General features: G+C 38.3%; 12 protein-coding genes and 1 pseudogene. 3 read left to right on the forward strand and 10 right to left on the reverse strand.

The features are described 5' to 3' along the window. The 6 genes from ACLOR3_RS01255 to ACLOR3_RS01280 form a co-directional block, all read right to left on the reverse strand. Positions 1-233, reverse strand: a 233-nt coding sequence (locus ACLOR3_RS01255; RefSeq protein WP_412036915.1) for a phosphoglycerate mutase family protein, incomplete at its 3' end; no start/stop codon positions are given. A 133-nt stretch (positions 234-366) separates the two neighbouring features. After that, complete coding sequence (locus tag ACLOR3_RS01260) at positions 367-1,704, reverse strand: PFL family protein (RefSeq protein ID WP_048716311.1); 1,338 nt, start codon at positions 1,702-1,704, stop codon at positions 367-369. An 18-nt stretch (positions 1,705-1,722) separates the two neighbouring features. Next, positions 1,723-1,989 carry an ACT domain-containing protein gene (locus ACLOR3_RS01265; protein ID WP_048716309.1) on the reverse strand — a complete coding sequence of 89 codons (267 nt, stop codon included), beginning with the start codon at positions 1,987-1,989 and terminating at the stop codon, positions 1,723-1,725. Between the two features lie 282 nt (positions 1,990-2,271). Next, positions 2,272-3,393 (reverse strand): VanZ family protein, encoded by a 1,122-nt coding sequence (locus ACLOR3_RS01270; protein WP_129270029.1) that lies wholly within the window; start codon positions 3,391-3,393, stop codon positions 2,272-2,274. Positions 3,394-3,530: 137 nt separating this feature from the next. Beyond that, positions 3,531-4,127: a rhomboid family intramembrane serine protease gene (locus tag ACLOR3_RS01275; protein WP_048716305.1), complete on the reverse strand. Its 597-nt coding sequence runs from the start codon at positions 4,125-4,127 to the stop codon at positions 3,531-3,533. A gap of 164 nt (positions 4,128-4,291) precedes the next feature. Next, on the reverse strand, positions 4,292-5,002 hold the full coding sequence (locus ACLOR3_RS01280; protein ID WP_411400047.1) for a CPBP family intramembrane glutamic endopeptidase: 711 nt from the start codon (positions 5,000-5,002) through the stop codon (positions 4,292-4,294). Between the two features lie 458 nt (positions 5,003-5,460). Between ACLOR3_RS01280 and ACLOR3_RS01285 the strand changes: the two genes are divergently transcribed. Further along, complete coding sequence (locus ACLOR3_RS01285; RefSeq protein WP_061564347.1) at positions 5,461-5,664, forward strand: CsbD family protein; 204 nt, start codon at positions 5,461-5,463, stop codon at positions 5,662-5,664. Positions 5,665-5,961: 297 nt separating this feature from the next. Here ACLOR3_RS01285 and ACLOR3_RS01290 read toward each other — a convergent pair whose 3' ends face one another. From ACLOR3_RS01290 to ACLOR3_RS01305, 4 genes are all read right to left on the reverse strand, one after another. Next, positions 5,962-6,549 carry an SMI1/KNR4 family protein gene (locus tag ACLOR3_RS01290; protein ID WP_411400048.1) on the reverse strand — a complete coding sequence of 196 codons (588 nt, stop codon included), beginning with the start codon at positions 6,547-6,549 and terminating at the stop codon, positions 5,962-5,964. Positions 6,550-6,848: 299 nt separating this feature from the next. Next, entirely contained in the window at positions 6,849-6,983 is a 135-nt protein-coding gene (locus ACLOR3_RS01295; protein ID WP_268927054.1) for a hypothetical protein, read from the reverse strand. A gap of 83 nt (positions 6,984-7,066) precedes the next feature. Further along, entirely contained in the window at positions 7,067-7,684 is a 618-nt protein-coding gene (locus ACLOR3_RS01300) for a CPBP family intramembrane glutamic endopeptidase (protein WP_411400049.1), read from the reverse strand. 586 nt (positions 7,685-8,270) lie between these two features. Next, complete coding sequence (locus ACLOR3_RS01305; RefSeq protein WP_411400050.1) at positions 8,271-9,482, reverse strand: PIN-like domain-containing protein; 1,212 nt, start codon at positions 9,480-9,482, stop codon at positions 8,271-8,273. 30 nt (positions 9,483-9,512) lie between these two features. On the opposite strand from ACLOR3_RS01305, the pseudogene ACLOR3_RS01310 reads away from it, so the two are divergent. Together ACLOR3_RS01310 and gshAB are read left to right on the forward strand one after the other, a co-directional pair. Beyond that, positions 9,513-9,806: pseudogene (locus ACLOR3_RS01310) on the forward strand (tyrosine-type recombinase/integrase); the annotation flags it as partial. Between the two features lie 548 nt (positions 9,807-10,354). Further along, on the forward strand, positions 10,355-11,772 hold a 1,418-nt coding region (gshAB, locus tag ACLOR3_RS01315), incomplete at its 3' end, for a bifunctional glutamate--cysteine ligase GshA/glutathione synthetase GshB (RefSeq protein WP_412036916.1).

Consider the following 11,772-nt stretch of genomic DNA (forward strand, 5'->3'; position numbering starts at 1 on the left):
TCTGTGAGCCCAAGCTCGTCTAAAACAATTCCCATGGTTTGAATAGCACGACCTGAATCGCTGGAAACAGCACGGACAAAGTCCAAACCAGATTCTCTCAAACCAACCCCCAATTCACGGATGCCTTCTTCTCCTTGAGCAGTTAAAGGCGTATCCGACCAACCTTGGGCACGACCTATCGTATTAAACATGGTTTTTCCATGCCGAATAATAAATAATCTTGTTTTCGCCATGTGATCTCCTTTTACGTCCTTCTATTATATCATTTTTTATAAGGAAACTGGCAGCGATGACCTCTCGATTCACTTTCACTTCCTCAGCCAACATTAAAAGCCCTGAGCAAAATTCCTGCTCCAGGGCCATTTTTTAATTTTTAAAACTATGAACTGGGGCCGGAATTTGACCACCACGGGCAATAAAGTCAGCTGACGAAGCCTTGTTGACCTTCATCACTGGAGCAGACCCAAGAAGTCCTCCGAGCTCTAACATATCGCCTTCTTTTCCATAAGGAATGATCCGAACGGCTGTTGTCTTTTGGTTAATGACCCCGATTGCTGCTTCATCGGCGATCATGGCCGCAATGGTTGTATCTGGAGTATCAGCTGGGATGGCAATCATATCCAGACCCACGGAACAGATGGCTGTCATAGCTTCCAATTTTTCCAAGTTGATATGACCGGATTGGACCGCGGCAATCATCCCCTCATCTTCTGAGACCGGAATGAAGGCACCTGACAAACCACCGACTTGGTTACAAGCCATAATGCCACCTTTTTTCACTTGGTCATTGAGCAGGGCAAGGGCTGCTGTTGTCCCGTGGGTTCCGACCACTTCAAGCCCCATGGCTTCAAGGACACGTGCAACCGAATCCCCAACAGCTGGTGTTGGTGCGAGGGACAAGTCCACAATTCCAAACTCAACACCGAGACGTTCACTAGCCATTTGACCCACTAATTGGCCAACACGGGTAATCTTGAAGGCTGTCTTCTTGACTGTTTCCGCCAATACATCAAAGCTAGCACCGGGAACTTTTTCGATGGCCCGTTGGACGACACCAGGTCCTGAAACCCCAACGTTGATGACGACATCTGCTTCACCGACACCGTGGAAGGCTCCCGCCATAAAGGGATTATCTTCTACCGCATTAGCAAAGACAACGAGTTTTCCTGGTCCCATTGGATCTGCTTGGGAAGCTTCTTTAATGATGCGCCCCATGTCTCGGACAGCGGTCATATTGATCCCTGTCTTGGTCGATCCGATATTGACTGAAGAACAGACAAAATCTGTCTCCGCAAGAGCACGAGGAATGGAATTAATGAGGATCTCATCCCCTTTTTGGTAGCCTTTTTGAACCAGAGCTGAGAAACCACCGATAAAGTTGACCCCAACTTCTTTCGCCGCACGATCCAACGCCTTGGCAAAGGGTACATAGTCTGTCGCATTAGTGGCTGCCCCGATAATGGAAATCGGAGTGACCGAAACCCGTTTATTTACAATAGGGATCCCAAGTTCTGCCGCGATCTCATCCCCAACAGCCACTAAGTCCTTGGCCTTTGTCACAATCTTCTGGTAGACTTTTTCTGCCGCCTTATCGATATCCGGATCAATACAATCTAGAAGGGAGATCCCCATGGTGATGGTCCGAACATCGAAGTTCTGCTCCTCAATCATGGCAATGGTTTCTGTTACCTGTCTAATGTCCATAAATTCTCAACCCCTATCTTACAAATTGTGCATGGCATCAAAAATCGCTGCGCTTTGGATATTGATTTTCACATGAAGAGACTGACCGAATTCTTCCAACTCTGAACGGAGCTGTGTGAAATCTTTTTTCTCATCTGACGATACGACCGCCATCATGATAAAGTATTCATCCAATACAGTTTGAGAGATATCATCGATATTGAGTCCTAATTCTGCCACTTTCGTTGCAACACCCGCTACGATTCCTTTTTGGTCTTTACCAACGACTGTAATAATTGCTTTCATTTCACTGCTCCATTCTATCTATTTGCTTCCATTGTAGCACATTCCCCTTAAAATCGCCGTTCTCAACTGGGAACGTTAGGATATTTTTACGTGTATAAAAAATAAAGAGGCTGGGACAAAAGTCCTAGCCTCTTTATTGTTTTTGGATTATCGAGCAAGACGCAGTGGTTGAGTGGGCTCTACTACGCTGATTTCATCAGCTTTTACAGCCCTACTCAACTGTGCGGAGGTGAGACGACGAAATCGAATTCTAACGAATTACCGATTTCTGTCCCACTCTCTCTATTTTGACGATTCGGTTTCATCCTTTAGGATACCTTCCTTCACGCGCACGGTACTCTCATACTCGGCTCCAGCTAGACGGTCAAAGGGAAAGCGACGACTGAGCAAGATGATGGCAAGGGTGAGGATCAGGTACAATAAGAGCACAAAGAAGAGCAATAAAATCATAGATAGAGTCAAAAGGGAATTGTCCGTCAAATCCTGATTCAAAAGCGAGATCAAATAGAACAACCCTTGGGGAATCCAGTAGAAATAGCCTACCACTAGGATTCCTCGCCAGATGGTACGAAGCCATTTTTGCTTGTCAAAACGCAAGCGGAATTTTACCAAAGCCATTCCCAAGGTTTTGCCCCGCCACAAGGGAAGCAAACTAAAGTAAAGCACCAAAACCGCTACATAGGGAATCATCTCTAAACGCTCGATTACCGCATAAAGCAAGGATAGCATCACAAAGTCAATCAAGAAAGCAAGACCCATCCGGAAACCAGATACTTTCGTCCCTACTCGGAAAGAATGCTCGTCAATCTCATCTCGTGTTGGCAATAACCAAACCAGGAACCAACCAAGCAAGTAGCCCACTCCACCACCAGTGGTATTTTGAATAATATCATCGACATCTGCTAGGCGGTAAGGGCCCGGATACAGAAAGTAGAGACCTGATAACTGGGTCAGCTCCAAAAAGAGACTAAAGAGGGCTGTTAGGAGAATCGTTTTCTTAAAACCACACTTGAAATAATAACGTAGATACATCCCAAAAGGAATCAACATTAGGACATTAAAAGCTGGTACATAAAAAGTTGGATGCTTGATAGCCTGAAGCCAAGTACCAGTCTGCGCTAGATCAAAGGGGCTCTCCTTGAAAAAATCCACCACAAAAGCAAAGGGATGGAGATTGACCATTTCCGAGTAGCTAGTATGGATCTTACTCGGATCTGGCAGAGGCAAGACTACCAAGAGATAGACCGTCATCAAGTAAAGCATAAAAGAATAGAAAATCAGCACCCGCAATTTATTGACCGAGCCATATTTTCGATAATTCAAAATCATGTAGGGCAAGGTCAGCAAAAAGGCCAGGAAAGGAAAGAGCTGAACAGCTGTTTTGATTGTAGAAATGTATCCCATTGTGTCTCCCATTTACCGTTATAAAAACACCCTTTGCACAATGACAAAAGGTGATTTTTTCATTGATATAGAGTATTATACGGCCTGGTAGAGGAAGAGTCAAGGAAACAGGATGAAAACCTAGCTCAATAGTCGGCTTAATTGCTACCTCTCCCCTTCAAGCTTTTACTTCCGATAAAGACCAATAGATAACTCACAATCCCTGAAAGATGCAATAGCGTTGAGATCCATCCGGTGATTACTGGTAAGAGCATGAGACCAGATAGAAAAATTAAGAATAGATAAAGCCATTTTACGGTGCGTGACAATTCTTTCCACACGTTTGGCAGGAGCATAATCCCTCCGGTCACAAAGGCATAGCCGACGGCAGAGATCCCTGTTGCCTGAATGTCCTGCCCGCGTGTTAAGAAGTGAAAAACGATGGAAGAGAGGACTGTCGCCGTCACAAAAACGATTAAGACTTGTATGGAGCCTCTTTTTCTTTCTAGCAGTCCACCGAAGGGAAGGATCATGAGTCCGTTTAAAATCAAATGAACCCATAAAAACCAGACAGGAGCTCCTTTACTGCCATGCATCAGGGTCCCACTGACATATTGCCAACCATACACCGGCTTCGAATGAAAAGCCAATAGGTCATACATAGCATCCCCATAAAAGGAAGTCAATAAACCGAGCAACAAACAGATTAGAGCTATCGTACTGATAACAGGATAGGTTTTTATCATCGTTTTCATTTTAAAACTTCTTTTCTGTAAATAAATCAATTGTCTCACCTTGAGTATACTTTCATTATACCACCCCTTAAACGAAAATAAGATCACTTTTAAAAAGTGATCCTAGTTTCATTAAACAACTCCAACCTCTAACTCCCATTTCACGCCCGGCCACAGAGACAAGGTTATTTAACAAGAAAATGCCAGTAGATATAATTGAAGATGAATATCCAGATTGGTTTCCAAAAAGTGAGAAAATTGCTAAAGGCATGCAAGAAGATGGGTAACCGGATATCTTTAGATTTCTTATAGGCAGTTGCGAAGAAGAGCCCTGAACAGAAATAAAGAGAAGAGGTTACAGGGTCCCGATATTGATGGATCAGATGAAAGGCCGCAAAGAGAAAGCCCGAAAGCAAAACGTCTAAATGAAACTTACTTTCTTTAAAGAAGACATTCATCAGATAGCCTCTAAAAATAAATTCTTCGATCATAGGAGATGTAACAGTTGCTAGGACAAAAAACAGAGTACCCGAAATACCAGGGCCATTTAGATAAATGGAGGATGGCAATTTGGTTTGATGAACGACAGGAACCAGCAAATCCTGAAAAGTTTGCAGCACCCACCTTTCAACAAAGAACCACAAGAGCACCAGAGCAAAATACCCCAGATAGTGCCACTTCCATTTCTGTATATTTGAACGGACGACTATCTTCTGCCTTTTTAACCAAAATAGAATGCCGATGAGAAGCAAAGAGTAGAGAATCAAATAGATGAAATAAAGAAAACTTACATCACCATTGAAAACTCCAGTTAGATAGATACCAAGACCTTCGATCCCAAAAACAAATAGATATAACAGGAACAGTAAAGCGACTCCATGTTTGGCATATTTCATATCATCTATTCTCCAATATCATTCTTTCGTACAATTATGTACAAGTATAACACATGGAAAAACTTGTAGGCAAGGTAGCCCTCAATTGTCCCTTTTTGAACAGAAAGTGTCATCTTCTTTTGTTTTTTACTCCACTTTGCTAGAAGAAAACAGCCGTTTAGATTTTCTAACCTGACGATTCTACAATATATTATTCCTTAATCATCTGGACGATTTTGTTTTGAAATAGCTGAAAACCTTTGTTTCTTCAATTAAAGAACAAGGCAAGGACCTATTCATCCCTCTTTTTCACGATATCGTAAGGACTCACTCCAACTTTCAGAATACCGTAGCGAATATTTGACTTTCCATTTCAGAGGGTATATACTTATATTAATCTGAACTAAATAGTTTTAATTTTTTAAATGAACTGTCTTGAACTCAGATTAAAAAACTATTTACTTAACGGAGGTGGCGCTATGTCATTAGAAGATAAATTAAACCAAGTTAAAGGTTCTGTTAAGGAAGGTCTCGGTAAAGTAACCGGCGACACAAAAACAGAAGCTGAAGGCGTTGCTGAAAAAGTTGCATCAAAAGCAAAAGAAGTTGCTGAAGACGCAAAAGAAGCTGTTGAAGGAGCTATCAAGGGCGTGAAAAACATCCTTCACAAAGACGATAACTAATCGTTAACGTTCTAAAGCTACTCTATTTTCTACCGTCACGTTTGACTGTGGAAGATAGGGTGGTTTTTTGTTTATCTTTGATTTAGTTTGGGTATAGGAAAAAGCACCTCGAAAGGTGCTCTCTGTAAGTATAGTAATTCTTTTGAATGAACACTTAGAGTGCAGTGGTTGCCATCCAATTCAAACAACACTCGGGCTTTTACTGAAATTGAGCAAAGTAATTGCAGGTCCCTAAAACCATTTTACTTCATTCTCTCAAACCATTCTGAAACATTTAGGACAATATACTACCCTCTTTCATACGATCACTTCCATTATCCCTTCGATCAGCTCCGTAAAACTTTCTGCCACATAGATAATTTCATCAGGGTCATGAATGTAGCAGATTATCTGCCCTTCTTGCCCTTCCTGGTCTGGATCAAAATCAAGCATGAGATAACAAGAATCGCAATACTCCGCAAAAGGAAGCCATTTTTTATTAAAAAGATAGGGTTTAACTCTACTATCACGCATCTCTTCAACATCTTGGCTTGAAAAATAGTCAGGAAATTCCGTCAACAGAGCATCCCTATTTTGAAAAAATTTTTTTATCGACTCAATCTCTTGTAGGCTCATCAAAGAGAAAGCCATTTCTCTTTGGCCAATCACACAGGGTAGGACTGCTAAGAATTTACTGCCGTTTTTGTAACGATAGACTTCCTTAAGCTCATTTGGGAGAGAAATTCCAATTCTCTTCTCAAACTCCTGAATTCCCTCCTCAGATGCTCCAGAAATTTCCTGATAATCTTCTAGGTATCCTTCCTCTACAGGATCATCCAAACCCCAGTCTTCAAAAGCTTCACAAATATAAGTTGCTATTTTCCTAACTTGGTTAACTATACACATAAGAACCTCCTTTTTTGATTTCTCTTACCCTTCGAATTTTCATCCCAAAATATGTTCAAAATATTGACAGACTTGCATCTTTACTTTTTCTAATATTATTTTTAGTATGGAATTGGATTTTTTTATTTCTTGATTAGATAAAGTCATTTCATCCGTTCGCTTTACTCAAGTTAACATTATAAACAATTTCTGCATTCGGACTGCCTTTGACATCCTTCACGACTCCTTTTAACTGACCATCTACTACTAATAATTCGATATTTTCATCTATAAGATCCTGTTTAGACAGTGTAACTTCATTATTCAGGAGGTATTTCCGTCATCGTAATCATCATATGACCAGTTATTTTTCCATTTTCCTCTTCAAACTTTTCAAGTACTCCTTGCTCACGGAGGATATTTTCTATTTTGAAGAACATTTCTTTAGCTGCCAACATTACTCCAGTCATATTTATTAGTGGTCTCTTGAGCAAAACCTTACATAAAATTACAAATAAAAAACAATTAGAATACATAATTAAAAATCTATTACAGCCAAAAAATTAGCAAGCATGTGAATTAGTACAGAGTATTCTATCCTTTTAGTTCTATAATAAATGTAAGACATTATACCGCCTAACAAACTATACAGTAAAATCGATCTAATAAAAATTCCAATACTAGGTTCGTTCATACAATGCACAAATCCAAACAATATATTTGATATGATGAAACCTTTCCTGCTCATATTATAGCAATAATTCATTATTGCACCACGAAAAGTTAATTCCTCTAAAACTGGTCCTACGAAAATTGCATAAAAATTGAATAACTCTACGCCCATAATATCTTTTAAAATTTGTAATAACGCATCATTTTGGGTATCTCCAAAAATGCTTACATACAAATGAACTATGAGTCTTAACAAAACAGCGAATGCTAAGCAATAAAATACTTTGTTCCACTCTAGTTTATGAATACGATTAATGACATTATGTTTTATGCTTATTTTATAAGAGAAATATAATGTAAAAAATAAGAAAAGTACAAATAGCAACCTAGCATAGACTAATGAAATATCTTTCAAAAAAAAACAACAAATCGGTAAATTTGAGAGTAAAAATAACTGCCCAGTCACTTTATATTTTTCTTTCATTTTTAACTACCTCCAATAAACCATTTTTAATATTTCAATCATTGCTTAATTCACTTAATTATTTTTCTGAAACTTAAAGCGGAAATGCTGAGATTCTTTGCATATACTTGTTCTGACATTTTATCTTTCCTAAAAATCCTCCTATCTTAAGAAAGAAACACAGATATCTTACAATATTAACCTCCCCAATAATCAAGTAAGCGCTTTTACATTTTTATTGTAACTAACTATTTTTATTTTTTCAAATAATTATATGCAATTCCCAATTTGTAAAATTAAAGTAGACAAAAAAAGACATCCAAGAGAATACTCTTGAATGTCTGTAAACGTTGATATAATCGTATTGATTAACGTTTTGAGAATTGTGATGCTTTACGAGCTTTCTTAAGACCTGGTTTGGCTAACCTAATAACTAAGTTCTTTCAATTGCCTTTAATCAAATCATTTTTAACTACCAAATATTTACTAGTTCTCAACTAATTTCAACTATTTTCATCTAAATAGGGCAAATTTTTCTACAAAAACAACCAAAACGAGTCAGCTTTATCAGTAATTTGCCCTAAATGATGAAATTTTATTATTAAATTCATTGAATATTTTTTTCTTGATAACTATTTATTATGTCTTTAATAATATGTCTTGGTAATTTACTGTAATAACCATCTAACATTTTCTTCAAAATTTCTTCTTTTAACATTTTTTCTACATCAGGATTCTTTAGTAGGGATATGAGTTCAAGCGGTTCAACTTCATCAATATCAATGTTAGCTAACCTATTTTCTGAATCAATATAATATACAACACTCGAGTTGTTTGACTCATTTCTTGCTCGTACATCTTTTTCTGCTTTATCTAAAATCCATTTTGGAAACGTAACAACATACTTCTTTTCTTCCTGAGCCTCTATCCTATCAATTTCATCTTCTGATAACTCTGTAATCATGTTTACGAGTGTAGTATTGTTTAATATATATAATTTTTTTCTACTACACATATATAATTCATTCATCAAGAAAATACTTGGACCAACTTTCATATTTGAAGTTTTATAAATTAAATCACTTTTTTTATTTGATTCTCCGTCATTAGTAATAAAGATAACTTTATCACCACGAGGTTGTTCCGTTGCTTTTTTTAATATATCCTTCCAAATAATTAAATCACCATATTTTTGATGATAAGATATGCCATTATATTTTCTTATTCCATCTTTATTTTCGTCATCAAATCCCGGTGGAATAGCTTCTGCAAAACGTTTTTCTCCTTCTTTCTCTATTTCATATATCCATTCCTGCTCATACATATCTCCAATAGAATCAGAAATAATATTAAGTAACTCTTTATAAACTTCATCTTCTTTATCAGTAATTTCATCTCTTACAAATGAACTCACCTTAGTCAAAAAATCATCAGTAAAAAGCTCCAAATTCCCAACCAAATGTTTTAGTTTACCATTTTCAATATCCATTTTAATTAAATCAGTATTCTGTACACTTGATTTTAATTGATTCAATGCAGATTCAACTTGTTTAAAGTATGAGTCTGCATTTCTCTTTTTAGTTTTCTTTTTATTACTTTTATTGAAATGAAATTCAAGAGCGACTAAATAAGGTATGTAAAGATTTCTCTTTATTGATTTTAATGAATCCACATACTTAGTAGCTATATCAATTGGCAACTCTAAAATCTGTAATAAAAAATTTGTATCAACTACAATTAAATTATTTTCATCTTTTATATCAGTTGTTTCTAGTTTCTTTTGGTGAAATTCTGGGAACATTTCAATTACTTTTTTCATATATATTTACCTCAATTACTTATATAGTTTATTATAACAAATATAGATACGAAAGGTAATGTAAATAGCCCTCTACATGTTGATTATCTCAATAACAAAATGAACTCCGTAAAAAGGCGACACCCAAAGTTAAAACACGCTACACCGCATAAATTGCGACATACAGGAGCGACACTTGCTAAGAAAGCTGGCATGAGCTTAGAAGCTATCTCAGAAGCATTAACCCATAGTGATACGATTACAACCAAGACTTATATCAATACTTCAAACGTTGTTCCCCTATCTGCTGGACATGTCGCCTATCAACACATTAAAAATGAATAGTGCAAATTTAGGGCAAATTTTATGGCAAATTCTCGTAGAAAGCATAGAAAAAAGCACCCATGAGATAAACTCTTGAGTGCTTTGAAACGTTGATATAATCGTATTGATTAACGTTTTGAGAATTGTGATGCTTTACGAGCTTTCTTAAGACCTGGTTTGGAAAGTATGGATTTCAGTTGGACTAAAAACAGCGTAATATAACGGCTTTTCAGAACTATATCTACTAATTAATTTCATAAAATATGAATCATTATTTTTTAAATAGGGGAATAGTTTAGGTCTGTAAGAATTAACTTATACACTTACAAGGTTTATTCTGATCGACTTTATAACTGTCTACGAAAAAAAGACAGAAATGAGAGATTGAGTGTGGGGAAAAAACTATTAGGTGTAGTTTCAATACTTCTACTAATGCTTTTGCTTATATTTAATGCAAGTAAATAGTCAATTCGTCTGAGCATTTCCTTCTCCATCTCCGTAGCAGAAAGTTGAGTTTATTTAACAAACTGATAAAATAATAGAGAAACTAGTTATTTCGAGGCCCAATCATGAACCTATCAAACGTATTTCAAAAATTATCCCCAAATACTCCCATCTTACAAGCTACCTTTGGTCTGGAGCGCGAATCTCTACGAATCAATACTGAAGGCCGTGTCGCTCAAACGCCACACCCTGAAAAATTGGGTTCTCGCAGTTTCCATCCCTATATCCAGACAGATTATAGCGAACCTCAACTAGAGCTCATTACACCGGTAGCACAGTCGACCACGGAAGCTCGTCGCTTCCTCGGGGCCATCACCGATGTGGCTATTCGCTCAATGGATAAGTCAGAATATCTTTGGCCTTTATCCATGCCACCTGTGATTGTAGAAGAAGAGATTCAGATTGCCCAGTTGGAAAGTGACTACGAGTATCAATACCGAGTTGGTTTGGCAGAACGCTACGGCAAATTGCTCCAGTCCATATCTGGAATTCACTATAATTTTGAACTCGGCAAAGATCTGACCCAGCAGCTCTTTGAAGTCAGTGACTATGACGATTTACTGACCTTCAAGAATGCCCTCTATCTCAAGTTAGCTCAGAACTTCTTGTGTTATCGCTGGCTCTTGACCTACCTTTACGGAGCAAGCCCGCTAGCAGAAAAAGGGTTTTTGACAGATGAAATTGGTTGCGTGCGGTCGATTCGTAACTCCAACTACGGCTATGTCAATGCCCCCGATGTTCACATTTCCTTCTCTTCACTGGAGCAATACGTGACCGACATCGAAAACGCTGTTGGATCTGGGCAACTGTCCTCTGAAAAAGAATTTTACTCTGCCATCCGTTTACGCGGTGCTAAGACTAGCCGGGACTTTTTGACTAAGGGCATCTCCTATCTAGAGTTCCGCAACTTTGACCTCAACCCCTTTGAGCCACTGGCAATCAGCCAAGAAACACTAGACACCACCCACCTCTTTGCACTCGCACTCTTGTGGCTAGACGACATGGAGCAAGTCGACGAAGAATTGGCAGTAGCTGCTACTCTCAACAACCAAATCGCTCTCAGCCATCCCCACACACCACTTCCTAAAGAGGCTGACCCTAAACCTATCGTGACAGCCATGAAGGACATCGTCGCTCACTTTGGACTGGATGACTATTATAGCCAGCTTATCACTAAGGTGGAGGCCTCTCTTCTTGATCCACGTTTGACCCTTTCTGGAAAAATAGCAGAGCAGGTTGAAGAAGGGTCCCTTGAAAAATTTGGCCAACAACAAGGACAAGCCTTTCATGACTATGCTTGGACAGCACCTTATGCCCTCAAAGGCTATGAAAACATGGAACTCTCCACCCAAATGATTCTCTTTGACGCCATTCAGCTGGGCTTGAACGTAGAAATTTTAGATGAGGAAGACCAATTTCTCAAACTCTGGCATGGTGACCATGTGGAGTACATTAAAAATAGCAACATGACATCCAAAGATAA

This window comes from Streptococcus intestinihominis, assembly GCF_046824975.1.
Lineage (GTDB): Bacteria > Bacillota > Bacilli > Lactobacillales > Streptococcaceae > Streptococcus.

What these genes read in the sequence shown, in the direction of transcription:
- ACLOR3_RS01260 (WP_048716311.1), bottom strand. Translation starts at nt 1,704, where the DNA reads ATGGACATTAGACAGGTAACAGAAACCATTGCCATGATTGAGGAGCAG.
- ACLOR3_RS01265 (WP_048716309.1), bottom strand. Translation starts at nt 1,989, where the DNA reads ATGAAAGCAATTATTACAGTCGTTGGTAAAGACCAAAAAGGAATCGTA.
- ACLOR3_RS01270 (WP_129270029.1), bottom strand. Translation starts at nt 3,393, where the DNA reads ATGGGATACATTTCTACAATCAAAACAGCTGTTCAGCTCTTTCCTTTC.
- ACLOR3_RS01275 (WP_048716305.1), bottom strand. Translation starts at nt 4,127, where the DNA reads ATGAAAACGATGATAAAAACCTATCCTGTTATCAGTACGATAGCTCTA.
- ACLOR3_RS01280 (WP_411400047.1), bottom strand. Translation starts at nt 5,002, where the DNA reads ATGAAATATGCCAAACATGGAGTCGCTTTACTGTTCCTGTTATATCTA.
- ACLOR3_RS01285 (WP_061564347.1), top strand. Translation starts at nt 5,461, where the DNA reads ATGTCATTAGAAGATAAATTAAACCAAGTTAAAGGTTCTGTTAAGGAA.
- ACLOR3_RS01290 (WP_411400048.1), bottom strand. Translation starts at nt 6,549, where the DNA reads ATGTGTATAGTTAACCAAGTTAGGAAAATAGCAACTTATATTTGTGAA.
- ACLOR3_RS01300 (WP_411400049.1), bottom strand. Translation starts at nt 7,684, where the DNA reads ATGAAAGAAAAATATAAAGTGACTGGGCAGTTATTTTTACTCTCAAAT.
- ACLOR3_RS01305 (WP_411400050.1), bottom strand. Translation starts at nt 9,482, where the DNA reads ATGAAAAAAGTAATTGAAATGTTCCCAGAATTTCACCAAAAGAAACTA.